The sequence below is a fragment of the Neisseria sp. P0006.S009 genome, from assembly GCF_051962915.1.
GTDB lineage: Bacteria > Pseudomonadota > Gammaproteobacteria > Burkholderiales > Neisseriaceae > Neisseria > Neisseria subflava_E.
This window is the reverse complement of the sequence record NZ_JBQCUV010000005.1, coordinates 87,064-113,533: the sequence shown is the minus strand read 5'-3', so window position 1 is coordinate 113,533 and position 26,470 is coordinate 87,064. Positions and strand designations below refer to the sequence as shown.

General features: G+C 44.6%; 32 protein-coding genes. All 32 read left to right on the top strand.

The window, feature by feature from the left end; all coding sequences use genetic code 11:
• Positions 1 to 42: 42 nt before the first annotated feature.
• The 32 genes from rplK (at position 43) to secY (ending at position 26,469) form a co-directional block, all read left to right on the top strand.
• Positions 43 to 477, top strand: a complete 435-nt coding sequence (gene rplK / locus ACTHTK_RS09970; protein ID WP_002220151.1) for a 50S ribosomal protein L11 — start codon at positions 43 to 45, stop codon at positions 475 to 477.
• Positions 477 to 1,172, top strand: coding sequence for a 50S ribosomal protein L1 (rplA, locus tag ACTHTK_RS09965; RefSeq protein WP_003677918.1), 696 nt, complete (start codon positions 477 to 479; stop codon positions 1,170 to 1,172). The genes rplK and rplA overlap by 1 nt, the downstream gene beginning before the upstream one ends.
• Positions 1,173 to 1,394: 222 nt before the next feature.
• On the top strand, positions 1,395 to 1,895 hold the full coding sequence (rplJ, locus tag ACTHTK_RS09960) for a 50S ribosomal protein L10 (RefSeq protein ID WP_003680699.1): 501 nt from the start codon (positions 1,395 to 1,397) through the stop codon (positions 1,893 to 1,895).
• A gap of 57 nt (positions 1,896 to 1,952) precedes the next feature.
• The gene (gene rplL / locus ACTHTK_RS09955; RefSeq protein ID WP_003677916.1) at positions 1,953 to 2,324 is read left to right on the top strand and encodes a 50S ribosomal protein L7/L12; all 372 of its coding nucleotides are present in this window, start codon (positions 1,953 to 1,955) and stop codon (positions 2,322 to 2,324) included.
• A gap of 189 nt (positions 2,325 to 2,513) precedes the next feature.
• Entirely contained in the window at positions 2,514 to 6,692 is a 4,179-nt protein-coding gene (rpoB, locus tag ACTHTK_RS09950) for a DNA-directed RNA polymerase subunit beta (protein ID WP_107724224.1), read from the top strand.
• Between the two features lie 155 nt (positions 6,693 to 6,847).
• Positions 6,848 to 11,023, top strand: coding sequence for a DNA-directed RNA polymerase subunit beta' (gene rpoC, locus ACTHTK_RS09945; protein WP_107724223.1), 4,176 nt, complete (start codon positions 6,848 to 6,850; stop codon positions 11,021 to 11,023).
• Between the two features lie 330 nt (positions 11,024 to 11,353).
• Entirely contained in the window at positions 11,354 to 11,725 is a 372-nt protein-coding gene (gene rpsL, locus ACTHTK_RS09940) for a 30S ribosomal protein S12 (RefSeq protein ID WP_002218431.1), read from the top strand.
• Between the two features lie 117 nt (positions 11,726 to 11,842).
• Positions 11,843 to 12,313: a 30S ribosomal protein S7 gene (rpsG, locus tag ACTHTK_RS09935; protein ID WP_002240962.1), complete on the top strand. Its 471-nt coding sequence runs from the start codon at positions 11,843 to 11,845 to the stop codon at positions 12,311 to 12,313.
• 18 nt (positions 12,314 to 12,331) lie between these two features.
• Positions 12,332 to 14,437, top strand: a complete 2,106-nt coding sequence (fusA, locus tag ACTHTK_RS09930) for an elongation factor G (protein ID WP_070825978.1) — start codon at positions 12,332 to 12,334, stop codon at positions 14,435 to 14,437.
• 88 nt (positions 14,438 to 14,525) lie between these two features.
• Positions 14,526 to 15,710 carry an elongation factor Tu gene (gene tuf / locus ACTHTK_RS09925; RefSeq protein ID WP_004520187.1) on the top strand — a complete coding sequence of 395 codons (1,185 nt, stop codon included), beginning with the start codon at positions 14,526 to 14,528 and terminating at the stop codon, positions 15,708 to 15,710.
• A gap of 17 nt (positions 15,711 to 15,727) precedes the next feature.
• Complete coding sequence (gene rpsJ, locus ACTHTK_RS09920; protein ID WP_002642322.1) at positions 15,728 to 16,039, top strand: 30S ribosomal protein S10; 312 nt, start codon at positions 15,728 to 15,730, stop codon at positions 16,037 to 16,039.
• 251 nt (positions 16,040 to 16,290) lie between these two features.
• On the top strand, positions 16,291 to 16,935 hold the full coding sequence (gene rplC, locus ACTHTK_RS09915) for a 50S ribosomal protein L3 (protein ID WP_004464584.1): 645 nt from the start codon (positions 16,291 to 16,293) through the stop codon (positions 16,933 to 16,935).
• Entirely contained in the window at positions 16,935 to 17,555 is a 621-nt protein-coding gene (rplD, locus tag ACTHTK_RS09910) for a 50S ribosomal protein L4 (protein ID WP_003684798.1), read from the top strand. The genes rplC and rplD overlap by 1 nt, the downstream gene beginning before the upstream one ends.
• Positions 17,552 to 17,866 carry a 50S ribosomal protein L23 gene (rplW, locus tag ACTHTK_RS09905; RefSeq protein ID WP_002243944.1) on the top strand — a complete coding sequence of 105 codons (315 nt, stop codon included), beginning with the start codon at positions 17,552 to 17,554 and terminating at the stop codon, positions 17,864 to 17,866. The genes rplD and rplW overlap by 4 nt, the downstream gene beginning before the upstream one ends.
• 5 nt (positions 17,867 to 17,871) lie before the next feature.
• On the top strand, positions 17,872 to 18,705 hold the full coding sequence (gene rplB / locus ACTHTK_RS09900; RefSeq protein ID WP_003684813.1) for a 50S ribosomal protein L2: 834 nt from the start codon (positions 17,872 to 17,874) through the stop codon (positions 18,703 to 18,705).
• 5 nt (positions 18,706 to 18,710) lie between these two features.
• Positions 18,711 to 18,989 (top strand): 30S ribosomal protein S19, encoded by a 279-nt coding sequence (rpsS, locus tag ACTHTK_RS09895; protein WP_002215422.1) that lies wholly within the window; start codon positions 18,711 to 18,713, stop codon positions 18,987 to 18,989.
• Between the two features lie 8 nt (positions 18,990 to 18,997).
• Positions 18,998 to 19,327 carry a 50S ribosomal protein L22 gene (rplV, locus tag ACTHTK_RS09890; protein ID WP_003749277.1) on the top strand — a complete coding sequence of 110 codons (330 nt, stop codon included), beginning with the start codon at positions 18,998 to 19,000 and terminating at the stop codon, positions 19,325 to 19,327.
• A gap of 9 nt (positions 19,328 to 19,336) precedes the next feature.
• Positions 19,337 to 20,029 carry a 30S ribosomal protein S3 gene (gene rpsC / locus ACTHTK_RS09885; protein ID WP_003684753.1) on the top strand — a complete coding sequence of 231 codons (693 nt, stop codon included), beginning with the start codon at positions 19,337 to 19,339 and terminating at the stop codon, positions 20,027 to 20,029.
• Positions 20,013 to 20,429: a 50S ribosomal protein L16 gene (gene rplP, locus ACTHTK_RS09880; RefSeq protein WP_003684741.1), complete on the top strand. Its 417-nt coding sequence runs from the start codon at positions 20,013 to 20,015 to the stop codon at positions 20,427 to 20,429. The genes rpsC and rplP overlap by 17 nt, the downstream gene beginning before the upstream one ends.
• The gene (rpmC, locus tag ACTHTK_RS09875) at positions 20,429 to 20,620 is read left to right on the top strand and encodes a 50S ribosomal protein L29 (RefSeq protein WP_003684705.1); all 192 of its coding nucleotides are present in this window, start codon (positions 20,429 to 20,431) and stop codon (positions 20,618 to 20,620) included. Before rplP ends, rpmC begins: the two co-directional genes overlap by 1 nt.
• Positions 20,620 to 20,883, top strand: a complete 264-nt coding sequence (rpsQ, locus tag ACTHTK_RS09870; RefSeq protein ID WP_003684766.1) for a 30S ribosomal protein S17 — start codon at positions 20,620 to 20,622, stop codon at positions 20,881 to 20,883. The genes rpmC and rpsQ overlap by 1 nt, the downstream gene beginning before the upstream one ends.
• A gap of 227 nt (positions 20,884 to 21,110) precedes the next feature.
• Complete coding sequence (rplN, locus tag ACTHTK_RS09865; RefSeq protein ID WP_002215434.1) at positions 21,111 to 21,479, top strand: 50S ribosomal protein L14; 369 nt, start codon at positions 21,111 to 21,113, stop codon at positions 21,477 to 21,479.
• A gap of 11 nt (positions 21,480 to 21,490) precedes the next feature.
• Positions 21,491 to 21,814, top strand: coding sequence for a 50S ribosomal protein L24 (gene rplX / locus ACTHTK_RS09860; protein WP_036493506.1), 324 nt, complete (start codon positions 21,491 to 21,493; stop codon positions 21,812 to 21,814).
• 9 nt (positions 21,815 to 21,823) lie between these two features.
• Positions 21,824 to 22,363 (top strand): 50S ribosomal protein L5, encoded by a 540-nt coding sequence (rplE, locus tag ACTHTK_RS09855; protein ID WP_003684750.1) that lies wholly within the window; start codon positions 21,824 to 21,826, stop codon positions 22,361 to 22,363.
• Between the two features lie 2 nt (positions 22,364 to 22,365).
• Positions 22,366 to 22,671 carry a 30S ribosomal protein S14 gene (gene rpsN / locus ACTHTK_RS09850; protein ID WP_003684736.1) on the top strand — a complete coding sequence of 102 codons (306 nt, stop codon included), beginning with the start codon at positions 22,366 to 22,368 and terminating at the stop codon, positions 22,669 to 22,671.
• A 14-nt stretch (positions 22,672 to 22,685) separates the two neighbouring features.
• Complete coding sequence (rpsH, locus tag ACTHTK_RS09845) at positions 22,686 to 23,078, top strand: 30S ribosomal protein S8 (protein ID WP_003684738.1); 393 nt, start codon at positions 22,686 to 22,688, stop codon at positions 23,076 to 23,078.
• A gap of 13 nt (positions 23,079 to 23,091) precedes the next feature.
• A complete protein-coding gene (gene rplF, locus ACTHTK_RS09840; protein ID WP_004464590.1) occupies positions 23,092 to 23,625 on the top strand; it encodes a 50S ribosomal protein L6 in 534 nt (177 codons plus the stop codon).
• Between the two features lie 13 nt (positions 23,626 to 23,638).
• Positions 23,639 to 23,992 carry a 50S ribosomal protein L18 gene (gene rplR, locus ACTHTK_RS09835; RefSeq protein WP_003749287.1) on the top strand — a complete coding sequence of 118 codons (354 nt, stop codon included), beginning with the start codon at positions 23,639 to 23,641 and terminating at the stop codon, positions 23,990 to 23,992.
• Positions 23,993 to 24,009: 17 nt separating this feature from the next.
• A complete protein-coding gene (rpsE, locus tag ACTHTK_RS09830) occupies positions 24,010 to 24,528 on the top strand; it encodes a 30S ribosomal protein S5 (protein WP_003684704.1) in 519 nt (172 codons plus the stop codon).
• Positions 24,521 to 24,706: a 50S ribosomal protein L30 gene (gene rpmD, locus ACTHTK_RS09825; protein ID WP_003684808.1), complete on the top strand. Its 186-nt coding sequence runs from the start codon at positions 24,521 to 24,523 to the stop codon at positions 24,704 to 24,706. Before rpsE ends, rpmD begins: the two co-directional genes overlap by 8 nt.
• A gap of 1 nt (position 24,707) precedes the next feature.
• Positions 24,708 to 25,142 carry a 50S ribosomal protein L15 gene (rplO, locus tag ACTHTK_RS09820; protein ID WP_004520192.1) on the top strand — a complete coding sequence of 145 codons (435 nt, stop codon included), beginning with the start codon at positions 24,708 to 24,710 and terminating at the stop codon, positions 25,140 to 25,142.
• 13 nt (positions 25,143 to 25,155) lie between these two features.
• On the top strand, positions 25,156 to 26,469 hold the full coding sequence (gene secY, locus ACTHTK_RS09815; protein WP_101756298.1) for a preprotein translocase subunit SecY: 1,314 nt from the start codon (positions 25,156 to 25,158) through the stop codon (positions 26,467 to 26,469).
• The last annotated feature ends 1 nt before the right edge of the window (position 26,470 follow it).

Sequence of the window (26,470 nt, the reverse complement as noted above, 5' to 3'; positions counted from 1 at the left end):
GCGGAATGGTTCCGCGTTATACCCGTTTTTAGGAGTCCTTAAGTGGCAAAGAAAATTATCGGCTACATCAAACTGCAAATTCCTGCAGGTAAAGCCAATCCATCTCCCCCAGTTGGTCCTGCTTTGGGTCAACGTGGTTTAAATATCATGGAATTCTGTAAAGCATTTAATGCTGCAACCCAAGGTATGGAACCTGGTTTGCCAATTCCAGTCGTGATCACCGCATTTGCAGATAAATCATTCACATTTGTGATGAAAACCCCACCAGCTTCTATCTTGTTGAAAAAAGCTGCTGGTCTGCAAAAAGGTAGTTCTAATCCTCTGACTAACAAAGTGGGTAAATTGACCCGCGCTCAGTTGGAAGAAATTGCTAAAACTAAAGAGCCTGATTTGACTGCTGCTGACTTGGATGCGGCTGTTCGTACTATCGCCGGCTCTGCTCGCTCAATGGGCTTGGATGTGGAGGGTGTTGTATAATGGCTAAAGTATCTAAACGCTTGAAAGCTCTTCGCTCTTCTGTTGAAGCTAATAAACTGTACGCAATCGATGAAGCAATTGCTTTGGTTAAAAAAGCTGCTACTGCTAAATTTGACGAGTCTGTTGACGTATCTTTCAACTTGGGTGTTGATCCTCGTAAATCTGACCAAGTTATTCGTGGTTCAGTCGTTCTGCCTAAAGGTACCGGTAAAACAACTCGCGTAGCTGTGTTTACTCAAGGTGCAAATGCAGATGCTGCTAAAGAAGCTGGTGCAGATATTGTTGGTTTTGAAGATCTGGCCGCTGAAATCAAAGCTGGTAACCTGAACTTTGACGTTGTTATTGCTTCTCCTGATGCAATGCGTATCGTTGGTCAATTGGGTACCATCTTGGGTCCTCGTGGCCTGATGCCAAACCCTAAAGTAGGTACTGTTACTCCTAACGTTGCTGAAGCAGTTAAAAATGCAAAAGCAGGTCAAGTACAATACCGTACAGATAAAGCCGGTATCGTTCACGCAACTATCGGTCGTGCTTCTTTCGCTGAAGCTGACTTGAAAGAAAACTTCAATGCGTTGCTGGATGCTATCGTTAAAGCCAAACCTGCTGCTGCTAAAGGCCAGTACCTGAAAAAAGTTGCTGTATCCAGCACTATGGGTTTGGGTGTTCGCGTTGATACTGCAAGCGTGAACAACTAAGAAATTTTCAGGTGATCCGGTTTTTTGGATTGCCTGAATTTGGGCTACTTAAAATTAAGTAGATGTCCAAGACCGTAGGGATCGTAAGATTTAATCGTAATTGCCCTACGCAGACGGTAGTCCTGAAACACATTGCAAGATTGCTTGTAAGATGTCTTTTTAGGTTACCGCGCTGGTGGGATATCATTCGGTATCCTGTTTATAAACAGTGGGAGGTAGACCTTGAGTCTCAATATTGAAACCAAGAAAGTGGCCGTAGAGGAAATTAGCGCAGCAATTGCTAACGCTCAAACTCTCGTAGTCGCTGAATATCGCGGTATCAGTGTTTCCAGCATGACTGAGCTTCGTGCAAATGCACGTAAAGAAGGCGTTTACTTGCGCGTTCTGAAAAATACTCTGGCTCGTCGCGCAGTAGAGGGTACTTCATTCGCAGGTTTGGCCGATCAAATGGTTGGTCCATTGGTTTACGCTGCTTCTGAAGATGCTGTTGCTGCTGCTAAAGTGCTGCACCAATTCGCGAAAAAAGATGACAAAATTATCGTTAAAGCCGGTTCTTACAATGGCGAAGTGATGAACCCTGCTCAGGTTGCTGAGTTGGCTTCTATTCCAAGCCGCGAAGAACTGTTGTCCAAACTGTTGTTCGTTATGCAAGCTCCTGTATCAGGCTTTGCACGTGGTTTGGCTGCTTTGGCAGAGAAAAAAGCTGGCGAAGAAGCCGCTTAATCGATTTTGTTTCATTTAATCAATTATTTTTTAATACAATATTTGGAGTAAAATAGCATGGCTATTACTAAAGAAGACATTTTGGAAGCCGTTGGTTCTTTGACCGTAATGGAATTGAACGACCTGGTTAAAGCTTTTGAAGAGAAATTTGGCGTTTCTGCTGCTGCCGTTGCAGTTGCAGGTCCTGCAGGTGCTGGTGCAGCTGCTGCTGAAGAAAAAACTGAATTTGATGTAGTATTGGCTTCTGCCGGTGATCAAAAAGTTGGCGTGATTAAAGTTGTCCGCGCTATCACTGGCCTGGGTCTGAAAGAAGCTAAAGACATCGTTGACGGTGCACCTAAAACTCTGAAAGAAGGTGTTTCTAAAGCTGAAGCTGAAGACATCCAAAAACAACTGGAAGAAGCCGGCGCTAAAGTCGAAATCAAATAATTTGATGCTTCCTATGAAGGCTGGCAGTTTTCTGCCAGCCTTATTTTGCTTCTTAAAATAAGCATCAGGCATTGTTTACATTTATTTGCATAGTCTTTATAAAATCATTGCAAATAAATGTAAATATCAAGTTGATGCATGCCGTTGTTTTAGACGGCCTATTATTTAAAATTGCTTTTCGGAGTGTATATGAGCTATTCGTTTACCGAGAAAAAACGTATCCGTAAGAGTTTTGCAAAGCGAGAGAATGTCTTAGATGTTCCTTTCCTGCTGGCAACCCAAATTGATTCTTATGCGAAATTTTTGCAGCTGGAAAATGCTTTTGACCAACGCACTGATGATGGTCTGCAAGCAGCATTTAATTCTATTTTCCCGATTGTGAGCCATAACGGTTATGCGCGCTTGGAGTTTGTGCATTACACATTGGGCGAGCCTTTGTTTGATATTCCTGAATGTCAATTGCGCGGCATTACTTATGCGGCCCCATTGCGTGCCCGTATCCGTTTGGTGATTTTGGATAAAGAAGCATCTAAGCCGACTGTAAAAGAAGTTCGTGAAAACGAAGTGTATATGGGCGAAATCCCATTGATGACGCCAAGCGGCTCTTTTGTCATCAATGGTACTGAGCGCGTGATTGTTTCCCAGCTGCACCGTTCTCCTGGTGTGTTCTTTGAGCATGACCGTGGTAAAACACATTCTTCCGGTAAGCTGTTGTTCTCTGCTCGTATTATTCCTTACCGTGGTTCATGGTTGGATTTCGAATTTGATCCAAAAGATTTGCTGTATTTCCGTATCGACCGTCGCCGTAAAATGCCGGTTACGATTTTGTTGAAAGCTTTGGGCTACAACAATGAACAAATTTTGGATATTTTCTACGACAAAGAAACTTTCTATTTGTCTTCAAACGGTGTTCAAACTGATCTGATTGCAGGCCGTCTGAAAGGTGAAACTGCCAAAGTTGATATCTTGGATAAAGAAGGCAATGTACTGGTTGCCAAAGGTAAACGCATTACTGCGAAAAATATCCGTGATATTACCAATGCAGGCTTGACTCGTTTGGATGTGGAGCCAGAAAGTCTGATTGGCAAAGCATTGGCTGCGGATCTGATTGATCCGGAAACCGGCGAAGTATTGGCTTCTGCTAACGATGAAATTACAGAAGAATTGTTGGCCAAACTTGATATCCATGGTGTAAAAGAAATTACGACCCTTTATATCAATGAATTGGATCAAGGCGGTTACATCTCCAGCACTCTGCGTACAGACGAAACTGCTGATCAGCAAGCTGCACGCGTAGCGATTTACCGCATGATGCGTCCTGGCGAACCGCCTACCGAAGAAGCTGTTGAGCAGCTCTTCAACCGCTTGTTCTTCAGTGAAGACAGCTATGATTTGTCTCGCGTAGGCCGTATGAAATTTAATACGCGCACATACGAGCAAAAATTGTCTGAAGCACAACAAAACTCTTGGTATGGCCGTTTGCTGAATGAAACTTTGGCTGGCGCATCTGAAAAAGGTGGTTACGTTCTGAGCGTTGAAGACATCGTTGCTTCTATTGCTACATTGGTTGAATTGCGTAACGGTCATGGCGAAGTAGACGATATTGACCACTTGGGTAATCGTCGTGTTCGTTCTGTGGGTGAGTTGACTGAAAACCAATTCCGCAGCGGTTTGGCTCGTGTAGAGCGTGCAGTTAAAGAGCGTTTGAACCAAGCAGAATCTGAGAACTTGATGCCACATGACTTGATCAATGCGAAACCTGTTTCTGCTGCGATTAAAGAATTCTTCGGCTCCAGCCAATTGAGCCAATTTATGGATCAGACCAACCCATTGTCTGAAGTTACCCATAAACGCCGTGTATCTGCATTGGGTCCGGGCGGTTTGACTCGTGAACGTGCAGGCTTTGAGGTGCGAGACGTACATCCGACCCACTATGGCCGTGTATGTCCTATTGAAACACCTGAAGGTCCAAACATTGGTTTGATCAACTCATTGTCCGTTTATGCGCGTACCAATGATTATGGTTTCTTGGAAACCCCTTACCGCCGTGTTGTCGATGGCAAAGTAACTGAAGAAATCGATTACTTGTCTGCTATCGAAGAAGGCCGTTATGTGATTGCACAGGCGAATGCCGATTTGGACAAAGACGGTAATTTGATTGGCGACTTGGTCACTTGTCGTGAAAAAGGCGAAACCATTATGGCGACGCCTGACCGCGTTCAATATATGGACGTGGCAACCGGTCAAGTGGTATCCGTTGCAGCATCTCTGATTCCATTCTTGGAACATGATGACGCGAACCGTGCATTGATGGGTGCCAACATGCAACGTCAGGCTGTACCGTGTCTGCGCCCTGAAAAACCGATGGTTGGTACCGGTATTGAGCGCTCTGTTGCCGTTGACTCTGCAACTGCAATCGTTGCCCGCCGCGGCGGTGTGGTTGAGTATGTAGATGCCAACCGTGTTGTAGTTCGTGTTCATGATGATGAAGCGACTGCCGGTGAAGTGGGTGTCGATATTTATAACTTGGTTAAATTCACCCGTTCTAACCAATCTACCAACATCAACCAACGTCCGGCCGTAAAAGCAGGCGATGTGTTGCAACGTGGTGACTTGGTGGCCGACGGTGCATCTACCGACTTGGGCGAGTTGGCTTTGGGTCAAAACATGACCATCGCCTTCATGCCATGGAACGGTTACAACTACGAAGACTCGATTCTGATTTCAGAAAAAGTGGCTGCGGACGATCGTTATACTTCTATTCACATTGAAGAACTGAACGTTGTTGCACGTGACACTAAACTGGGTGCGGAAGACATTACCCGCGATATTCCGAACTTGTCCGAACGTATGCAAAACCGTTTGGATGAATCCGGTATCGTATATATCGGTGCAGAAGTAGAAGCCGGTGACGTCTTGGTAGGTAAAGTAACACCTAAAGGCGAAACCCAACTGACTCCTGAAGAAAAACTGCTGCGTGCCATCTTCGGTGAAAAAGCATCTGACGTAAAAGATACTTCATTGCGTATGCCTACCGGCATGAGTGGTACCGTTATCGACGTTCAAGTCTTTACTCGTGAAGGTATCCAACGCGACAAACGTGCTCAATCCATTATTGATTCTGAATTGAAACGTTACCGTCAAGATTTGGGCGATCAATTGCGTATTTTCGATAATGACGCATTCGACCGTATCGAGCGTATGATTGTTGGTCAAAAAGCCAATGGTGGTCCGATGAAGCTGGCTAAAGGCAGCGAAATTACTACCGAATATTTGGCAAGCCTGTCCAGCAAACATGATTGGTTTGACATCCGTCTGGCTGACGAAGATTTGGCCAAGCAGTTGGAACTGATTAAATTGAGCCTGCAACAAAAACGCGAAGAAGCGGATGAGTTGTATGAGATCAAGAAGAAAAAACTGACCCAAGGCGACGAGCTGCAACCAGGCGTACAAAAAATGGTGAAAGTATTTATCGCCATCAAACGCCGTCTGCAAGCCGGTGACAAAATGGCGGGTCGCCACGGTAACAAAGGTGTGGTATCACGCATTCTGCCGGTGGAAGACATGCCTTACATGGCTGACGGCCGTCCGGTAGACATCGTACTGAACCCGTTGGGTGTACCTTCCCGTATGAACATCGGTCAGATTTTGGAAGTTCACTTGGGTTGGGCGGCAAAAGGTATCGGCGAGCGTATCGACCGTATGCTGAAAGAGCAACGCAAAGCCAGCGAGCTGCGTGAATTCTTGAACAAGCTCTACAACGGTAGCGGCAAGAAAGAAGATTTGGACAGCCTGACAGATGAAGAAATCATCGAATTGGCTTCCAACCTGCGTAAAGGTGCATCTTTCGCTTCTCCTGTATTCGACGGTGCGAAAGAGTCTGAAATCCGCGAAATGTTGAACTTGGCTTACCCAAGCGAAGATCCTGAGGTTGAGAAACTGGGCTTCAACGACAGTAAAACGCAAATCACGCTGTATGACGGCCGTTCAGGCGAAGCATTTGACCGCAAGGTTACAGTCGGTGTGATGCACTATCTGAAACTGCACCACTTGGTTGACGAAAAAATGCACGCCCGTTCTACCGGTCCATACAGTCTGGTTACCCAACAGCCTCTGGGCGGTAAAGCTCAGTTCGGTGGCCAACGTTTCGGTGAGATGGAGGTTTGGGCATTGGAAGCATACGGCGCGGCATACACGCTGCAAGAGATGCTGACTGTGAAGTCTGACGACGTGAACGGCCGTACCAAAATGTACGAAAACATCGTCAAAGGCGAACACAAAATCGATGCCGGTATGCCTGAATCCTTCAACGTATTGGTTAAAGAGATTCGCTCACTGGGCTTGGATATCGATTTGGAACGCTACTAAACAGAAGTTTTCAGACGGCCTTTTAAGGTCGTCTGAAAAAGCGGTTTCAGAATAAGAATGAAGCAATCGGCATTTAGGCCGTCTGAAATCAAAAGTACCGTTTCCAATATCGAAAATCCGCCACGCGGTAAAAATACTTCCTTCAAGGAGCAAAAATGAATTTGTTGAACTTATTTAATCCGTTGCAAACCACCGGCATGGAAGAAGAGTTTGATGCCATCAAAATCGGTATTGCCTCTCCCGAAACCATCCGCTCATGGTCTTATGGCGAAGTTAAAAAACCTGAAACCATTAACTACCGTACGTTCAAACCTGAGCGCGACGGTTTGTTCTGCGCCAAAATCTTTGGCCCGGTTAAAGACTATGAATGTTTGTGCGGTAAGTACAAACGCTTGAAATTTAAAGGCGTAACCTGTGAAAAATGTGGCGTAGAAGTTACCCTGTCCAAAGTGCGCCGCGAACGTATGGGCCATATCGAATTGGCTGCACCTGTTGCACATATTTGGTTCTTAAAATCCCTGCCTTCCCGCCTGGGTATGGTATTGGACATGACGTTGCGTGATATCGAACGTGTATTGTACTTTGAAGCATTCGTGGTGACCGATCCCGGCATGACTCCGTTGCAACGCCGTCAATTGCTGACTGAAGACGATTACTACAACAAGCTGGACGAATACGGCGATGACTTTGATGCCAAAATGGGTGCGGAAGGTATCCGCGAATTGCTGCGCACCCTGGATATTGTCAGCGAAATCGAAATCCTGCGTCAAGAGCTAGAATCTACCGGTTCTGACACTAAAATCAAAAAAATTGCCAAACGCTTGAAAGTATTGGAAGCCTTCCACCGTTCCGGTATGAAGCTGGAATGGATGATTATGGACGTGCTGCCGGTATTGCCACCTGATTTGCGTCCGTTGGTTCCATTGGATGGTGGTCGTTTTGCCACTTCCGATTTGAACGATTTGTACCGCCGCGTTATCAACCGTAACAACCGTCTGAAACGTCTGTTGGAACTGCATGCGCCTGACATCATCGTTCGTAATGAAAAACGTATGTTGCAAGAAGCAGTTGACTCTCTGTTGGATAACGGCCGTCGCGGTAAAGCCATGACCGGTGCCAATAAACGTCCGCTGAAATCATTGGCTGACATGATTAAAGGTAAAGGCGGCCGCTTCCGTCAAAACCTGCTGGGTAAACGTGTGGACTACTCCGGTCGTTCCGTGATTACCGTAGGCCCATACCTGCGTCTGCACCAATGTGGTCTGCCGAAAAAAATGGCGTTGGAACTGTTCAAACCATTCATTTTCCACAAATTGGAAAAACAAGGTTTGGCGTCTACTGTTAAAGCTGCGAAAAAATTGGTAGAACAAGAAGTACCTGAAGTATGGGATATCTTGGAAGAAGTGATCCGCGAACATCCGATTATGCTGAACCGTGCGCCAACCCTGCACCGTTTGGGTATTCAAGCGTTCGAACCTATCCTGATCGAAGGTAAAGCGATTCAGTTGCACCCATTGGTGTGTGCCGCATTTAACGCCGACTTTGACGGTGACCAAATGGCTGTACACGTTCCATTGAGCTTGGAAGCACAAATGGAAGCACGCACGCTGATGCTGGCTTCAAACAACGTATTGTCTCCAGCCAACGGCGAACCAATCATCGTACCTTCTCAAGATATCGTATTGGGTCTGTACTACATGACCCGCGACCGTATCAATGCCAAAGGCGAAGGCAGCCTGTTTGCCGATGTGAAAGAAGTGCATCGTGCATACCATACCAAACAGGTTGAACTGGGTACGAAAATTACCGTACGTCTGCGCGAATGGGTAAAAAACGAAGCAGGTGAGTTTGAGCCTGTCGTTAACCGTTACGAAACGACTGTCGGCCGTGCATTGTTGAGCGAAATCTTGCCTAAAGGCCTGCCGTTCGAGTACATCAACAAAGCGCTGAAGAAAAAAGAAATTTCTAAACTGATTAACGCATCATTCCGTCTGTGCGGTTTGCGTGACACAGTTATTTTTGCCGACCACTTGATGTATACCGGTTTCGGTTTTGCGGCTAAAGGCGGTATTTCCATTGCGGTTGACGATATGGAAATTCCGAAAGAAAAAGCAGCCTTGCTGGCTGAGGCTAATGCCGAAGTTAAAGAAATCGAAGACCAATACCGTCAAGGTTTGGTGACCAACGGCGAACGTTACAACAAAGTGGTCGATATTTGGGGTCGTGCCGGCGATAAGATCGCTAAAGCGATGATGGACAATCTGTCCAAACAAAAAGTTATCGACCGTGACGGCAACGAAGTTGATCAAGAGTCCTTCAACTCTATTTACATGATGGCCGACTCTGGTGCCCGTGGTTCTGCAGCTCAGATTAAACAGTTGTCCGGTATGCGTGGTTTGATGGCCAAACCTGACGGCTCTATTATCGAAACGCCAATTACCTCTAACTTCCGCGAAGGTTTGACTGTATTGCAATACTTTATTGCGACCCACGGTGCGCGTAAAGGTTTGGCGGATACCGCGTTGAAAACGGCAAACTCTGGTTACCTGACCCGTCGTCTGGTAGACGTAACTCAAGACTTGGTCGTTGTTGAAGATGATTGCGGTACTTCAGACGGCTTTGTCATGAAAGCAGTAGTACAAGGCGGTGACGTAATTGAAGCGTTGCGCGATCGTATTTTAGGCCGTGTTACAGCATCAGATGTTGTTGATCCTTCAACAGGCGAAACATTGGTTGAGGCAGGTACACTGCTGACTGAGAAATTAGTCGATATCATTGACCAATCTGGTGTTGACGAGGTTAAAGTCCGTACGCCAATTACTTGTAAAACCCGTCATGGTTTGTGTGCACACTGTTATGGCCGCGACTTGGCGCGCGGTAAACTGGTTAACGCTGGTGAAGCTGTAGGTGTAATTGCTGCACAATCTATTGGTGAGCCAGGTACTCAGCTGACCATGCGTACGTTCCACATCGGTGGTGCGGCATCTCGTGCGGCTGCTGCCAGCCAAGTGGAAGCCAAATCCAATGGTACAGCTCGTTTCAGCAGCCAAATGCGTTACGTTGCCAACAACAAAGGCGAATTGGTTGTCATTGGCCGCTCTTGTGAAGTTGTGATTCACGATGAAATCGGCCGTGAACGTGAACGTCACAAAGTACCTTACGGTGCAATCCTGTTGGTACAAGACGGCGAAGCCATTAAAGCCGGTCAAACTTTGGCAACTTGGGATCCGCATACCCGTCCGATGATTACCGAACATGCAGGTTTGGTGAAATTCGAAAACGTAGAAGAGGGTGTTACCGTTGCGAAACAAACTGACGATGTAACCGGTTTGTCTACTTTGGTAGTGATTGACGGCAAACGTCGTTCTTCTAGTGCTTCTAAACTGTTGCGTCCGACTGTCAAACTGTTGGATGAAAATGGTCTGGAAATTTGCATTCCTGGTACGACTACCCCAGTTTCTATGGCATTCCCGGTCGGTGCGGTGATTACCATCCGGGAAGGTCAGGAAGTCGGTAAGGGTGATGTGTTGGCGCGTATTCCACAAGCGTCTTCTAAAACCCGCGATATTACCGGTGGTCTGCCACGTGTAGCCGAATTGTTTGAAGCACGCGTGCCGAAAGATGCAGGTATGTTGGCTGAAATTACCGGTACCGTTTCCTTCGGTAAAGAAACCAAAGGTAAACAGCGTCTGATTATTACCGACGTAGACGGTGTAGCATACGAAACCCTGATTTCTAAAGAGAAACAGATTTTGGTACACGATGGTCAAGTGGTAAACCGCGGTGAAACCATCGTAGACGGTGCCGTAGACCCACACGACATTCTGCGTCTGCAAGGTATCGAAGCATTGGCTCGCTACATTGTTCAAGAGGTACAAGAGGTTTACCGCCTGCAAGGTGTGAAGATTTCCGATAAACACATCGAAGTCATCATCCGTCAAATGCTGCGTCGAGTGAACATTGTCGATTCCGGTGATACAGAGTTTATTACCGGCGAACAAGTTGAGCGTAGCGATGTGATGCTTGCCAATGAGAAAGCCATTGCTGAAGGCAAAGAGCCGGCACGTTATGAAAATGTGTTGTTGGGTATTACCAAAGCTTCCTTGTCTACCGACAGCTTCATTTCTGCAGCATCGTTCCAAGAAACAACCCGCGTCTTGACCGAGGCCGCTATCATGGGCAAGCAAGACGAGCTGCGCGGTTTAAAAGAGAACGTGATTGTCGGTCGATTGATTCCTGCCGGTACAGGTTTAACCTACCACCGCAGCCGTCATCAACAATGGCAGCAAGCCGATCAAGAAACTTCTGAAACCGAAGCTTTAGATGAATAATCCCTCAGGATTGTTGTGAAAATAAAACCGCAAGCCAGTCTTGCGGTTTTATTTTTTTAGAGGACTTAAAAGAGGGTAGAGATTAAGGCCGTCTGAATAAATAAGGAAAGCAATGGAGAAAATAAGTAGAGAACCAAATTGCGGACTTATTTAAAATGACAAAGGCCGTCTGAATGTTTCAGACGGCCTTTGTTTCCAAAATTTAGACATAAATTGGAAAACACCAAACTTTATCAGTCATTTGCTTGACTAAACCCTTGCAATAAAAATATAATTCCAATCTTGTCGACATGGTGTCGGCAAGTATTTAACTCAACAGGACGAGAAAATATGCCAACTATTAACCAATTGGTACGCAAAGGCCGTCAAAAGCCTGTGTACGTAAACAAAGTGCCTGCACTGGAAGCTTGCCCGCAAAAACGTGGCGTATGCACCCGTGTATACACAACTACCCCTAAAAAACCTAACTCTGCATTGCGTAAAGTATGTAAAGTTCGCTTGACCAACGGTTTTGAAGTAATTTCATACATCGGCGGTGAAGGTCACAACTTGCAAGAGCACAGCGTCGTATTGATTCGCGGCGGTCGTGTAAAAGACTTACCAGGTGTACGTTACCACACTGTACGCGGTTCTTTGGATACTGCAGGTGTTAAAGACCGTAAACAAGCCCGTTCTAAATACGGTGCTAAGCGTCCTAAATAATTATCGGGACTCAAATAGGCACGTCGGCCGCCTAAGCTGAATAACGGCCGAGTAAGTGAATACTCAATTGGGTATTCATGGGAATTGACCCAACTGAATAGATTAAAGGAAATTAAAATGCCAAGACGTAGAGAAGTCCCTAAGCGCGACGTACTGCCAGATCCTAAATTCGGCAGCGTTGAGCTGACTAAATTCATGAACGTATTGATGATTGACGGTAAGAAATCTGTTGCAGAACGTATCGTTTACGGTGCGCTGGAACAAATTGAGAAAAAAACCGGCAAAGTAGCAATCGAAGTATTTAACGAAGCCATTGCAAACGCCAAACCTATCGTGGAAGTGAAAAGCCGCCGTGTAGGTGGTGCAAACTACCAAGTTCCTGTTGAAGTTCGTCCTTCACGTCGTCTGGCTTTGGCAATGCGCTGGGTTCGCGACGCGGCCCGTAAACGTGGTGAGAAATCTATGGACCTGCGTTTGGCGGGTGAATTGATTGATGCGGCTGAAGGTCGTGGCGGTGCGTTGAAAAAACGTGAAGAAGTACACCGCATGGCTGAAGCAAACAAAGCATTCTCTCACTTCCGTTTCTAATATCGAAAGGCTAACAAAATGGCTCGTAAGACCCCTATCAGCCTGTATCGCAATATCGGTATTTCTGCCCATATTGACGCGGGTAAAACAACCACAACAGAACGTATTTTGTTCTATACAGGTTTGACTCACAAATTGGGCGAAGTGCATGACGGCGCAGCTACTACCGACTACATGGAACAAGAGCAAGAGCGTGGTATTACCATTACTTCTGCTGCTGTGACTTCTTATTGGTCCGGTATGGCGAAACAGTTCCCTGAACATCGTTTCAACATCATTGACACCCCGGGACACGTTGACTTTACCGTAGAGGTAGAGCGTTCTATGCGTGTATTGGACGGCGCGGTAATGGTTTACTGTGCAGTAGGTGGTGTTCAACCTCAATCTGAAACCGTATGGCGTCAAGCTAACAAATACCAAGTACCTCGCTTGGCATTTGTAAACAAAATGGACCGTCAAGGTGCCAACTTCTTCCGCGTTGTTGAGCAAATGAAAACCCGTTTGCGCGCGAACCCTGTACCTATCGTGATTCCGGTTGGTGCGGAAGACAGCTTCAGCGGTGTTGTTGACCTGTTGAAAATGAAATCCATTATTTGGAATGAAGCCGATAAAGGTACAACCTTTACCTATGGCGATATTCCTGCTGAATTGGTTGAGACTGCCGAAGAATGGCGTCAAAACATGATTGAAGCTGCAGCAGAAGCCAGCGAAGAATTAATGGACAAATACTTGGGCGGTGATGAGCTGACTGAAGAAGAAATCGTAGGCGCATTGCGTCAACGTACTTTGGCCGGTGAAATTCAACCAATGTTGTGCGGTTCAGCATTTAAAAACAAAGGTGTTCAACGTATGTTGGATGCAGTTGTAGAATTGCTGCCTGCTCCTACCGACATTCCTCCAGTTCAAGGTGTTAACCCTAACACTGAAGAAGCCGACAGCCGTGAAGCCAGCGATGAAGAGAAATTCTCTGCATTGGCGTTCAAAATGTTGAATGATAAATACGTTGGTCAATTGACATTTATCCGCGTTTACTCTGGTGTGGTGAAATCCGGTGATACTGTATTGAACTCAGTAAAAGGTACTCGCGAACGTATCGGTCGCTTGGTGCAAATGACTGCTGCAGACCGTACTGAAATTGAAGAAGTACGCGCTGGCGACATCGCAGCCGCTATCGGTCTGAAAGACGTTACTACTGGTGAGACCTTGTGTGCAGAAAGCGCACCTATCATCTTGGAACGCATGGAATTCCCTGAGCCGGTAATCCATATTGCTGTTGAGCCGAAAACCAAAGCCGACCAAGAGAAAATGGGTATCGCCCTGAACCGTCTGGCGAAAGAAGACCCTTCTTTCCGCGTTCGTACAGACGAAGAATCCGGTCAAACCATTATTTCCGGTATGGGTGAGTTGCACTTGGAAATTATTGTTGACCGTATGAAACGCGAATTCGGCGTGGAAGCAAACATTGGTGCGCCTCAAGTGGCTTACCGTGAAACCATCCGCAAAGAAGTTGAAGCTGAATACAAACATGCCAAACAATCTGGTGGTAAAGGTCAATACGGTCACGTTGTGATCAAAATGGAACCTATGGAACCGGGTGGTGCAGGTTACGAATTTATCGACGAAATTAAAGGTGGTGTGATTCCTCGCGAATTCATTCCGTCTGTTGATAAAGGTATCCGCGATACCCTGCCTAATGGTATCGTTGCGGGCTACCCAGTAGTTGACGTACGCGTACGTTTGATTTTCGGTTCTTCACACGACGTCGACTCCTCTCAACTGGCCTTCGAATTGGCTGCTTCCCAAGCCTTCAAAGAAGGTATGCGTAAAGCCAATCCAGCTCTGTTGGAACCAATCATGGCAGTTGAAGTGGAAACCCCTGAAGAATACATGGGTGACGTAATGGGCGACTTGAACCGTCGCCGCGGCGTCGTATTGGGTATGGATGATGACGGTATCGGCGGTAAAAAAGTCCGTGCCGAAGTGCCTCTGGCAGAAATGTTCGGTTATTCTACCGACCTGCGTTCTGCAACCCAAGGTCGCGCTACTTACTCTATGGAGTTCAAGAAATATTCTGAAGCTCCTGCACACATAGCTGCTGCTGTAACTGAAGCCCGTAAAGGCTAATCAGGCAAATAGGTCGTCTGAAAGGCTGAAATGATTTTTCAGACGGCCTCTGTTCTTTAATCGATCTTTAATGTAAAGGAATTAGCTCATGGCTAAGGAAAAATTTGAACGTAGCAAACCGCACGTAAACGTTGGCACCATCGGTCACGTTGACCATGGTAAAACCACTCTGACTGCTGCTTTGACTACTATTTTGGCTAAAAAATTCGGTGGCGCTGCAAAAGCTTACGACCAAATCGACAACGCTCCTGAAGAAAAAGCTCGTGGTATTACCATTAATACCTCACACGTAGAATACGAAACTGAAACCCGTCACTACGCACACGTAGACTGCCCGGGCCACGCCGACTACGTTAAAAACATGATTACCGGTGCTGCCCAAATGGACGGCGCGATCTTGGTATGTTCCGCAGCTGACGGTCCTATGCCACAAACTCGCGAACACATCCTGTTGGCTCGCCAAGTAGGTGTGCCTTACATCATCGTATTCATGAATAAATGCGACATGGTTGACGATGCCGAGTTGTTGGAACTGGTTGAAATGGAAATCCGTGACTTGTTGTCAAGCTACGACTTCCCAGGCGATGACTGCCCAATCGTACAAGGTTCTGCACTGAAAGCTTTGGAAGGTGACGCTGGTTACGAAGAAAAAATCTTCGAATTGGCTGCTGCTTTGGACAGCTACATCCCAACACCTGAGCGTGCTGTGGACAAACCTTTCTTGTTGCCTATCGAAGACGTATTCTCTATCTCTGGCCGTGGTACAGTAGTAACTGGTCGTGTAGAGCGCGGTATCATCCACGTTGGTGACGAGATCGAAATCGTAGGTCTGAAAGAAACTCAAAAAACCACTTGTACCGGTGTTGAAATGTTCCGCAAACTGCTGGACGAAGGTCAAGCTGGTGACAACGTAGGTGTATTGCTGCGTGGTACTAAACGTGAAGACGTAGAGCGTGGTCAAGTATTGGCTAAACCAGGTACGATCACTCCTCACACCAAGTTCAAAGCAGAAGTATACGTACTGAGCAAAGAAGAGGGTGGTCGTCACACTCCATTCTTTGCTAACTACCGTCCACAATTCTACTTCCGTACTACTGACGTAACTGGTGCAGTTACTTTGGAAGAAGGCGTAGAAATGGTAATGCCAGGTGAGAACGTAACCATTACTGTAGAACTGATTGCGCCTATCGCTATGGAAGAAGGTCTGCGCTTTGCGATTCGCGAAGGTGGTCGTACCGTAGGTGCGGGTGTGGTTTCTTCTGTAATCGCTTAATTGAGGGATATTGATAAATGGCAAACCAAAAAATCCGTATCCGCCTGAAAGCTTATGATTACAGTCTGATTGACCGTTCTGCGCAAGAAATCGTTGAAACTGCCAAACGTACTGGCGCTGTTGTTAAAGGTCCGATTCCTTTGCCAACTAAAATCGAACGTTTCAACATCTTGCGTTCTCCTCACGTGAACAAAACTTCTCGTGAACAATTGGAAATCCGTACCCACTTGCGTCTGATGGACATCGTGGACTGGACTGACAAAACTACTGATGCACTGATGAAACTGGATCTTCCAGCGGGTGTGGATGTAGAAATTAAAGTTCAATAAGAACTGAAAAACCGAACAGCTTAGCTGTTCGGTTTTTTATAGAATTCTTAGGCCGTCTGAAAATTTTCAGATATTTGGCAACACTTCATCCGAAAAAAATGACGGTTTTAAGAAGTTAAATTGAAATTTTTGTTGATATTTCTTTGATTTGTCAATTATAATGGCGGACTTGGTACATCCGTATCAAGTTTAACTTTGTCTGAAAGGCAGGCCAATCGTAGCCCGCCCCTTTACTTAAAAGGAAAATAATCATGACTTTAGGTCTGGTTGGACGCAAAGTTGGTATGACTCGCGTGTTCGACGAACAGGGTGTTTCTGTTCCGGTAACTGTTTTGGATATGTCTGCCAACCGCGTTACACAAGTGAAATCCAAAGATACTGACGGCTACACTGCTGTACAAGTTACCTTTGGTCAGAAAAAAGCTAATCGTGTCAACAAAACTGAAGCCGGTCACTTTGCTAAAGCAGGTGTTGAAGCTGGTCGCGGTTTGGTTGAGTTTGCTTTGACTGAAGAAAAACTGGCTGAATTGAAAGCCGGTGATGAAATTACCGTTTCTATGTTTGAAGTTGGTCAATTGGTAGATGTAACCGGTACCTCTAAAGGTAAAGGTTTCTCTGGTACGATCAAACGTCATAACTTCGGTGCTCAACGTACTTCCCACGGTAACTCCCGTTCCCACCGTGTTCCTGGTTCTATCGGTATGGCACAAGACCCTGGCCGCGTGTTCCCTGGTAAGCGTATGGCAGGTCAATACGGCAACACTAAAGCAACTGTTCAAAAATTGGAAGTTGTGCGTGTTGATGCTGAACGCCAACTCTTGTTGGTTAAAGGTGCTGTTCCGGGTTCGGTTAACAGTGACGTCGTGGTTCGTCCTAGCGTGAAAGTAGGTGCGTAATGGAATTGAAAGTAATTGACGCTAAAGGACAAGTATCTGGCAGCTTGGCTGTTTCTGATGCTTTGTTTGCTCGTGAATACAATGAAGCTCTGGTTCACCAACTGGTTACTGCTTACTTGGCAAATGCCCGTTCTGGTAATCGTGCTCAAAAAACTCGTGCCGAAGTAAACCACTCTACTAAAAAACCATGGCGCCAAAAAGGTACCGGTCGTGCTCGCTCCGGTATGACTTCTTCTCCGCTGTGGCGTAAAGGTGGTCGTGCATTCCCAAACAAACCTGACGAAAACTTTACTCAAAAAGTGAACCGTAAAATGTACCGTGCCGGTATGGCGACTATTTTGTCCCAATTGGCTCGTGACGAACGTTTGTTTGCAATCGAAGCATTGACTGCTGAAACTCCTAAAACCAAAGTTTTTGCCGAACAAGTGAAAAACTTGGGTTTGGAGCAAGTGCTGTTTGTAACTAAACAGCTCGACGAGAATGTTTACTTGGCTTCACGCAACTTGCCTAACGTATTGGTTTTGGAAGCTCAACAAGTTGATCCTTACAGCTTGCTGCGTTACAAAAAAGTCGTTATCACTAAAGATGCAGTTGCACAATTAGAGGAGCAATGGGTATGAATCAACAACGTTTGACTCAAGTAATCTTGGCACCTATCGTTTCTGAAAAAAGCAACGTATTGGCTGAAAAACGTAACCAAATGACGTTTAAAGTTTTGGCAAATGCAACCAAACCTGAAATTAAAGCGGCTGTTGAGCTGCTGTTCGGCGTTCAAGTTGCAGACGTTACTACTGTTACCATTAAAGGTAAAGTTAAACGTTTTGGTCGCACTTTAGGTCGTCGCAGCGATGTTAAAAAGGCTTATGTAAGCTTGGCTGCCGGTCAAGAGTTGGATTTGGAAGCCGCTGCTGCAGCTGCAGATAAGGAATAAACAAAATGGCAATCGTTAAAATGAAGCCGACCTCTGCAGGCCGTCGCGGCATGGTTCGCGTGGTAACAGAAGGTTTGCACAAAGGTGCACCTTATGCACCTCTGCTGGAAAAGAAAAATTCTACTGCCGGTCGTAACAACAATGGTCATATCACTACCCGTCATAAAGGCGGTGGTCATAAACATCATTACCGCGTAGTAGATTTTAAACGTAACAAAGACGGTATCCCTGCAAAAGTAGAGCGTATCGAATATGACCCTAACCGTACTGCATTTATCGCATTGTTGTGCTATGCAGATGGTGAGCGTCGCTACATCATTGCTCCTCGTGGTATTCAAGCCGGTGCAGTATTGGTTTCCGGTGCTGAAGCTGCTATCAAAGTAGGTAACACTCTGCCGATCCGCAATATTCCTGTTGGTACAACTATTCACTGTATCGAAATGAAACCTGGTAAAGGTGCGCAAATTGCACGTTCTGCTGGTGCTTCTGCGGTATTGCTTGCAAAAGAAGGCGCTTACGCACAAGTTCGTTTGCGTTCTGGTGAAGTGCGCAAAATTAGCGTGAATTGCCGTGCAACTATCGGTGAAGTTGGTAACGAAGAACAAAGCCTGAAAAAAATCGGTAAAGCTGGTGCTAACCGCTGGCGTGGTATTCGTCCGACCGTTCGTGGTGTTGTAATGAACCCTGTTGATCACCCACATGGTGGTGGTGAAGGCCGTACTGGTGAGGCTCGCGAACCGGTTAGCCCATGGGGTACTCCTGCTAAGGGCTACCGCACTCGTAATAATAAACGCACGGATAACATGATTGTTCGTCGTCGTTACTCAAATAAAGGTTAATTAGTATGGCTCGTTCATTAAAAAAAGGCCCATATGTAGACCTGCATTTGCTGAAAAAAGTAGATGCTGCTCGTGCAAGCAACGACAAACGCCCAATTAAAACTTGGTCACGTCGTTCTACCATTTTGCCTGATTTCATCGGTCTAACTATCGCTGTTCACAACGGTCGCACTCACGTGCCTGTGTTCATCAGCGACAACATGGTTGGTCATAAATTAGGTGAGTTCTCATTGACCCGTACCTTTAAAGGCCACTTGGCTGATAAAAAGGCTAAAAAGAAATAAGGTGAATCATGAGAGTAAGTGCACAACATAAAAACGCCCGTATTTCAGCTCAAAAAGCTCGTTTGGTAGCTGATTTGATTCGTGGTAAAGACGTTGCCCAAGCTTTGAATATCTTGGCATTCAGCCCTAAAAAAGGTGCTGAGCTGATTAAAAAAGTGTTGGAATCAGCAATCGCCAATGCCGAGCACAACAATGGTGCTGACATTGACGAACTGAAAGTGGTAACTATCTTTGTTGACAAAGGCCCAAGCTTGAAACGTTTCCAAGCTCGTGCCAAAGGTCGCGGTAACCGCATCGAGAAACAAACTTGTCATATTAACGTGACAGTGGGCAACTAAGGAAAAGCTATGGGACAAAAGATTAACCCTACAGGCTTTCGCCTGGCGGTAACTAAAGACTGGGCTTCAAAATGGTTTGCTAAAAGCACCGACTTTTCTACTGTTTTGAAACAAGATATTGATGTTCGTAACTACTTGCGTAAAAAACTGGCTAATGCTTCAGTTGGTCGCGTAGTGATCGAGCGTCCTGCTAAATCTGCACGTATTACCATTCACTCTGCTCGTCCAGGTGTGGTTATTGGTAAAAAAGGCGAAGATATCGAAATCTTGAAACGTGACTTGCAAGCTCTGATGGGTGTGCCTGTTCATGTAAATATTGAAGAGATTCGCCGTCCTGAATTGGATGCGCAAATCATTGCTGATGGTATTGCCCAGCAGCTTGAAAAACGTGTTCAATTCCGTCGCGCTATGAAACGTGCAATGCAAAATGCAATGCGTTCTGGTGCTAAAGGCATCAAGATCATGACTTCAGGCCGTCTGAATGGTGCTGATATTGCTCGTAGCGAATGGTACCGTGAAGGTCGTGTACCTTTGCATACTTTGCGTGCGAACGTGGATTATGCAACTAGCGAAGCACACACTACTTATGGTGTACTGGGTCTGAAAGTTTGGGTTTATACAGAAGGTAATATTAAATCTTCTAAACCTGAGCATGAGAAGAAACAAAGAAAGGCAGGTGGACGTAATGCTGCAGCCAACTAGACTGAAATATCGCAAGCAACAAAAAGGTCGCAACACCGGTATTGCTACTCGCGGTAACAAAGTAAGTTTCGGTGAGTTCGGTTTGAAAGCCGTAGGCCGTGGTCGTTTGACTGCCCGCCAAATCGAAGCTGCTCGTCGTACTATGACTCGTCATATTAAACGTGGCGGTCGTATTTGGATTCGTGTATTCCCTGATAAACCAATTACTGAGAAACCTATTCAAGTTCGTATGGGTGGCGGTAAAGGTAATGTGGAATATTACATTGCTGAAGTTAAACCAGGCAAAGTATTGTACGAAATGGACGGTGTTCCTGAGTCTTTGGCTCGTGAAGCATTTGAATTGGCCGCTGCCAAATTGCCTATTCCTACAACCTTTGTAGTAAGACAGGTGGGTCAATAATGAAAGCAAATGAATTGAAAGACAAATCTATTGAGCAATTAAACTCTGATTTGTTGGACTTGTTGAAAGCTCAGTTTGGCTTACGCATGCAAAATGCAACCGGTCAGTTGGGTAAATCTAGCGAGTTGAAACGTGTACGTCGCGATATTGCTCGTATTAAAACCATTTTAACTGAAAAAGGTGCTAAGTAATGAGCGAAGCTAAAAATGTTCGTACTTTGCAAGGCAAAGTGGTAAGCGACAAAATGGACAAAACTGTTACAGTATTGGTTGAGCGTAAAGTTAAACACCCTCTGTACGGTAAAATTATTCGTTTATCAACTAAAATCCATGCTCATGATGAAAACAATCAATATGGCATTGGTGATGTAGTGGTAATCGAGGAATCTCGTCCTTTGTCAAAAACCAAGTCTTGGGTTGTGAAAGAATTGGTTGAGAAAGCGCGTACTGTTTGATTTAAAACACAGTAATGTAGCTTAATAAGAAACGAAGTCTTGCAGCAAAGTTAATTTGCGTGTAAACTTCGTTTCTTATCTTCCAGCTTCTTATGGAAGTTTCTCTCCCTTCGGGATCCAAGACTGGTTTACTAGAACCGTGATGGTTTCATTTAATAAGCAGCTTAAAGTAAGGTGCGAGTTATATGAAAGTGGTAAATTAAGTTGGTTAATTTAAAGGTACTAATATGATTCAAATGCAGACCATCTTAGATGTGGCTGATAACTCTGGTGCGCGTCGCGTAATGTGCATCAAAGTATTGGGCGGATCTAAGCGTCGCTACGCTTCTGTTGGCGACATTATTAAAGTTGCAGTTAAAGATGCAGCCCCACGTGGTCGTGTCAAAAAAGGTGATGTATACAATGCGGTAGTTGTTCGTACTGCTAAGGGTGTGCGTCGTCCTGATGGTGCGTTAATTAAATTCGATAACAATGCTGCTGTGTTATTGAATAATAAACTTGAACCTTTGGGTACTCGTATTTTTGGTCCGGTAACCCGTGAATTGCGTACTGAGCGATTTATGAAAATCGTTTCATTGGCGCCTGAAGTATTATAAGGAATAGCGCGATGAATAAAATCATTAAAGGCGATCAGGTTGTAGTGATTACCGGTAAAGATAAAGGTAAGCAAGGTCAAGTAGTTCGAGTGTTGGGTGATAAAGTTGTTGTTGAGGGTGTTAATGTTGTAAAACGCCATCAAAAACCTAATCCAATGCGCGGTATTGAGGGTGGTATTATTACTAAAGAAATGCCTTTGGATATTTCTAATGTTGCAATCCTGAATCCGGAAACTAATAAAGCAGACCGTGTTGGTATTAAGCTGATTGAAAATGAAGGCAAAGTTAAACGCGTTCGTTTCTTCAAATCAAATGGCTCTATCATTGGAGCATAAGGAGATAACATGGCTCGTTTGAGAGAGTTTTATAAAGATACAGTTGTTCCTGAATTGGTTAAACAATTTGGTTACAAATCAGTAATGGAAGTTCCACGTATTGAAAAAATCACCTTGAATATGGGTGTAGGTGAAGCTGTTGCTGATAAAAAAGTTATGGAACACGCTGTTTCTGATTTAGAGAAAATTGCTGGTCAAAAACCAGTTGTTACTGTTGCTCGTAAATCTATCGCAGGTTTTAAAATCCGTGATAACTATCCAGTTGGTTGCAAAGTAACATTGCGTCGTGATCAAATGTTTGAATTTTTAGATCGTTTGATTACTATTGCATTGCCTCGCGTACGTGACTTCCGTGGTGTAAGCGGTAAATCATTTGATGGTCGTGGCAATTACAATATGGGCGTTCGTGAGCAAATTATTTTCCCGGAAATTGAATACGATAAAATCGATGCTTTGCGTGGTTTGAATATTACTATTACAACTACTGCAAAAACTGATGAAGAAGCGAAAGCTTTGTTGTCACTGTTCAAGTTTCCGTTTAAAGGATAATCATGGCTAAGAAAGCACTTATTAATCGTGAGCTGAAACGTCAAGCATTGGCGAAAAAGTTTGCAGCTAAACGTGAGGCAATTTTCGCTGTTATTAATGATGCTAATGCGACTGAAGAAGAACGTTTTGAGGCACGTTTGAAATTTCAATCCATTCCTCGTAATGCAGCACCTGTACGTCAACGTCGTCGTTGTGCTTTAACAGGTCGTCCTCGTGGCACTTTCCGTAAATTTGGTTTGGGCCGTATTAAAATCCGTGAAATCGCTATGCGTGGCGAGATCCCTGGTGTTGTTAAAGCTAGCTGGTAATAGGAGTATAAATAATGAGTATGCATGATCCTATTTCCGATATGTTGACTCGTATTCGCAATGCGCAACGTGCTAATAAAGCAGCAGTTGCCATGCCTTCTTCTAAACTGAAATGTGCAATTGCAAAAGTTCTGAAAGAAGAAGGTTATATCGAGGATTTTGCGGTTTCTGCTGATGCAAAACCGGTATTGGAAATTCAATTGAAATACTATGCAGGTCGTCCTGTGATTGAGCAAATTAAACGTGTTTCACGTCCAGGTTTGCGTATTTACAAAGCATCAAGTGAGATCCCTAGCGTAATGAATGGCCTGGGTGTCGCTATTGTTAGTACTTCTAAAGGTGTAATGACTGATCGCAAAGCCCGTTCTGAGGGTGTTGGTGGTGAGTTGTTGTGCATCGTAGCCTAGTGGAGAAAAGTAAATGTCACGCGTCGCAAAAAACCCAGTGACTGTTCCTGCTGGTGTAGAAGTAAAATTCGGAACAGATGCATTGGTTATCAAAGGTAAAAACGGCGAATTGTCTTTTCCTTTGCATTCCGATGTTGCTATTGAACTGAACGATGGTAAATTGACTTTTGCTGCAAAAAATGACAGTAAACAGGCTAATGCTATGTCTGGTACTGCTCGTGCATTGGTTAATAACATGGTTAAGGGTGTTTCTGAAGGTTTTGAGAAAAAACTTCAATTGATTGGTGTGGGTTATCGTGCCCAAGCTCAGGGCAAAGTTTTGAACTTGTCTTTGGGTTTCTCTCATCCAATCGTATACGAAATGCCTGAAGGTGTTTCTGTTCAAACTCCTAGCCAAACAGAAATCGTTTTGACTGGTGCAGATAAACAAGTGGTTGGCCAAGTCGCTGCTGAAATTCGTGCATTCCGTTCTCCTGAGCCTTATAAAGGTAAAGGTGTTCGTTATGTGGGTGAAGTAGTAGTGATGAAAGAAGCCAAGAAAAAATAATTGAGGTTCACTAATGGATAAACATACAACCCGACTCCGTCGTGCACGCAAAACCCGTGCGCGTATTGCGGACTTGAAAATGGTAAGATTATGTGTGTTCCGCAGCAATAATCATATTTATGCTCAAGTAATTAGTGCTGAAGGTGATAAAGTATTGGCTCAAGCCTCTACATTGGAAGCTGAAGTACGTAGTAGCCTGAAATCAGGTAGCAACGTTGAAGCAGCAGCTGTAGTTGGTAAGCGTATTGCTGAAAAAGCTAAAGCAGTGGGTGTTGAAAAAGTTGCTTTTGACCGTTCAGGTTTCCAATATCACGGTCGTGTGAAAGCTTTGGCTGAAGCTGCACGTGAAAATGGTTTAAGCTTCTAATATTTGGAGACTTTCAGATGGCAAAACATGAAATTGAAGAACGCGGTGACGGCCTGATTGAAAAGATGGTCGCAGTTAATCGCGTGACTAAAGTAGTTAAAGGTGGCCGTATCATGGCTTTCTCTGCACTGACTGTTGTTGGTGATGGTGATGGTCGCATCGGTATGGGCAAAGGTAAATCAAAAGAAGTACCAGTTGCTGTTCAAAAAGCAATGGATCAAGCTCGACGCTCTATGATTAAAGTACCTTTGAAAAACGGTACTATTCATCATGAAGTTATTGGTCGTCATGGTGCTACTAAGGTATTTATGCAACCTGCTAAAGAAGGTAGCGGTGTGAAAGCTGGTGGTCCAATGCGTTTAGTATTTGATGCTATGGGTATTCATAACATTTCAGCTAAAGTACATGGTTCTACTAATCCTTACAATATTGTACGCGCTACATTAGACGGTTTGTCTAAATTGTATACCCCTGCTGATATTGCTGCTAAACGTGGCTTGACAGTAGAAGATATTTTGGGAGCTAACCATGACTGAGCAAAAAAAGATTAAAGTTACATTGGTTAAGAGCCTGATCGGTACAATTGAATCTCATCGTGCATGTGCTCGCGGTTTAGGTTTGCGCCGTCGTGAACATACTGTAGAGGTTTTGGATACCCCTGAAAACCGTGGCATGATCAATAAAATCAGCTACTTGTTGAAAGTGGAGTCTTAATATGTTTTTGAATACTATTCAACCTGCTGAGGGTGCTACTCACGCTAGTCGTCGTGTAGGCCGTGGTATTGGTAGCGGCTTGGGTAAGACAGGTGGTCGTGGTCATAAAGGTCAAAAAAGTCGTTCTGGTGGCTTCCACAAGGTAGGTTTTGAAGGCGGTCAAATGCCTTTGCAACGTCGTCTGCCGAAACGTGGTTTCAAATCTTTGACTGCAGCCGCTAATGCTGAAGTTCGTTTGAGTGAATTGAATCTGATTGCTGTGAACGAGATTGATGTCTTGGTTCTTAAACAAGCTGGTCTGATTCCTGCAACTGCTTCTAATGTAAAAGTTATTGCTTCTGGTGAAATCTCAAAAGCAGTTACCTTGAAAGGTGTAAAAGCTACTAAAGGTGCTAAAGCTGCTATTGAAGCTGCCGGTGGTAAAGTAGAAGAATAAGGCTTGCACTACAGTGGCTAATCAACAATCTTTATCAGGATTATCCAAATTTGGTGATCTGAAAAAACGTCTGGTGTTCCTTTTAGGTGCTTTAGTCGTTTTCCGTATTGGTGCTCATATACCGGTACCGGGCGTAGATGCTGTTGCATTAGCTAAGTTATACGAAGGCGCTGCAAACGGCATATTCGGAATGTTAAATATGTTCTCGGGTGGTTCGTTGGAGCGCTTTAGTATATTTGCAATTGGTATCATGCCTTATATTTCATCGTCGATTATTGTTCAGCTTGCTTCTGAAATTGTTCCTTCTTTAAAAGCTTTAAAGAAGGAAGGTGAGGCTGGTAGGAAAATAATTACGAAATATACTAGGTATGGGACGGTATTATTGGCTGTATTGCAAAGCTTTGGTGTTGCAACATTTGTTTATCAACAAGGTGTTGTTGTAACGAGTTCGCTTGAGTTTCATATTTCTACAGTGGTCTGTTTGGTTACAGGTACTATGTTTCTGATGTGGTTAGGGGAGCAAATTACCGAGCGTGGTATTGGTAATGGTATTTCTTTAATTATTACAGCAGGCATTGTATCGGGTATCCCATCCGGTATTGTTCGGTTATTAACTTTGACTGAACAAGGCTCTATGAGTATGTTGATGGCGGTATCAATTGTGATTGGTATTTTGCTGTTGATCTATGCTGTAGTTTATTTTGAGAGTGCTCAGCGTAAAGTTCCTGTGCATTATGCTAAAAGACAGTTTGGCTCTGGAATGATGCCGGGACAAAGCATTCATATGCCGTTCAAGCTAAATATGGCAGGTGTTATTCCTCCTATTTTTGCTTCCAGTATTATTTTATTTCCATCTACACTTTTAGGTTGGTTTGGTTCAAATAGTACGAATTCTGTTCTTCATAAGGTTGCTGCAATGCTGCAACACGGACAGCCTTTGTATATTGGATTATTTGCAACAACTATTATCTTCTTCTGCTATTTCTATACTGCTTTAGTATTTAGCCCTAAAGAAATGGCTGAGAATTTGAAGAAAAGTGGTGCATTTGTACCTGGGATCCGCCCAGGTGAGCAAACTTCTAGATATTTGGAAAAAGTTGTACTGAGACTAACATTATTTGGTGCTTTGTATATCACTACAATCTGTCTGATACCTGAATTTTTAACGACAGCATTGAATGTACCTTTCTATTTAGGCGGAACATCTTTGCTTATCTTGGTTGTCGTTACAATGGATTTTAGGACGCAAATCAATTCCTACGTAATGAGCAGTCAGTATGAAGATTTGATGAGTCGTCCAGATATGAAATCTTTATCACGTAAGTAGG

Bases quoted from the DNA above. Each gene is read 5' to 3' on its own strand.
- rplA (WP_003677918.1), top strand. From the start codon at position 477: ATGGCTAAAGTATCTAAACGCTTGAAAGCTCTTCGCTCTTCTGTTGAA.
- rplL (WP_003677916.1), top strand. From the start codon at position 1,953: ATGGCTATTACTAAAGAAGACATTTTGGAAGCCGTTGGTTCTTTGACC.
- rpoB (WP_107724224.1), top strand. From the start codon at position 2,514: ATGAGCTATTCGTTTACCGAGAAAAAACGTATCCGTAAGAGTTTTGCA.
- rpoC (WP_107724223.1), top strand. From the start codon at position 6,848: ATGAATTTGTTGAACTTATTTAATCCGTTGCAAACCACCGGCATGGAA.
- rpsL (WP_002218431.1), top strand. From the start codon at position 11,354: ATGCCAACTATTAACCAATTGGTACGCAAAGGCCGTCAAAAGCCTGTG.
- rpsG (WP_002240962.1), top strand. From the start codon at position 11,843: ATGCCAAGACGTAGAGAAGTCCCTAAGCGCGACGTACTGCCAGATCCT.
- fusA (WP_070825978.1), top strand. From the start codon at position 12,332: ATGGCTCGTAAGACCCCTATCAGCCTGTATCGCAATATCGGTATTTCT.
- tuf (WP_004520187.1), top strand. From the start codon at position 14,526: ATGGCTAAGGAAAAATTTGAACGTAGCAAACCGCACGTAAACGTTGGC.
- rpsJ (WP_002642322.1), top strand. From the start codon at position 15,728: ATGGCAAACCAAAAAATCCGTATCCGCCTGAAAGCTTATGATTACAGT.
- rplC (WP_004464584.1), top strand. From the start codon at position 16,291: ATGACTTTAGGTCTGGTTGGACGCAAAGTTGGTATGACTCGCGTGTTC.
- rplD (WP_003684798.1), top strand. From the start codon at position 16,935: ATGGAATTGAAAGTAATTGACGCTAAAGGACAAGTATCTGGCAGCTTG.
- rplW (WP_002243944.1), top strand. From the start codon at position 17,552: ATGAATCAACAACGTTTGACTCAAGTAATCTTGGCACCTATCGTTTCT.
- rplB (WP_003684813.1), top strand. From the start codon at position 17,872: ATGGCAATCGTTAAAATGAAGCCGACCTCTGCAGGCCGTCGCGGCATG.
- rpsS (WP_002215422.1), top strand. From the start codon at position 18,711: ATGGCTCGTTCATTAAAAAAAGGCCCATATGTAGACCTGCATTTGCTG.
- rplV (WP_003749277.1), top strand. From the start codon at position 18,998: ATGAGAGTAAGTGCACAACATAAAAACGCCCGTATTTCAGCTCAAAAA.
- rpsC (WP_003684753.1), top strand. From the start codon at position 19,337: ATGGGACAAAAGATTAACCCTACAGGCTTTCGCCTGGCGGTAACTAAA.
- rplP (WP_003684741.1), top strand. From the start codon at position 20,013: ATGCTGCAGCCAACTAGACTGAAATATCGCAAGCAACAAAAAGGTCGC.
- rpmC (WP_003684705.1), top strand. From the start codon at position 20,429: ATGAAAGCAAATGAATTGAAAGACAAATCTATTGAGCAATTAAACTCT.
- rpsQ (WP_003684766.1), top strand. From the start codon at position 20,620: ATGAGCGAAGCTAAAAATGTTCGTACTTTGCAAGGCAAAGTGGTAAGC.
- rplN (WP_002215434.1), top strand. From the start codon at position 21,111: ATGATTCAAATGCAGACCATCTTAGATGTGGCTGATAACTCTGGTGCG.
- rplX (WP_036493506.1), top strand. From the start codon at position 21,491: ATGAATAAAATCATTAAAGGCGATCAGGTTGTAGTGATTACCGGTAAA.
- rplE (WP_003684750.1), top strand. From the start codon at position 21,824: ATGGCTCGTTTGAGAGAGTTTTATAAAGATACAGTTGTTCCTGAATTG.
- rpsN (WP_003684736.1), top strand. From the start codon at position 22,366: ATGGCTAAGAAAGCACTTATTAATCGTGAGCTGAAACGTCAAGCATTG.
- rpsH (WP_003684738.1), top strand. From the start codon at position 22,686: ATGAGTATGCATGATCCTATTTCCGATATGTTGACTCGTATTCGCAAT.
- rplF (WP_004464590.1), top strand. From the start codon at position 23,092: ATGTCACGCGTCGCAAAAAACCCAGTGACTGTTCCTGCTGGTGTAGAA.
- rplR (WP_003749287.1), top strand. From the start codon at position 23,639: ATGGATAAACATACAACCCGACTCCGTCGTGCACGCAAAACCCGTGCG.
- rpsE (WP_003684704.1), top strand. From the start codon at position 24,010: ATGGCAAAACATGAAATTGAAGAACGCGGTGACGGCCTGATTGAAAAG.
- rpmD (WP_003684808.1), top strand. From the start codon at position 24,521: ATGACTGAGCAAAAAAAGATTAAAGTTACATTGGTTAAGAGCCTGATC.
- rplO (WP_004520192.1), top strand. From the start codon at position 24,708: ATGTTTTTGAATACTATTCAACCTGCTGAGGGTGCTACTCACGCTAGT.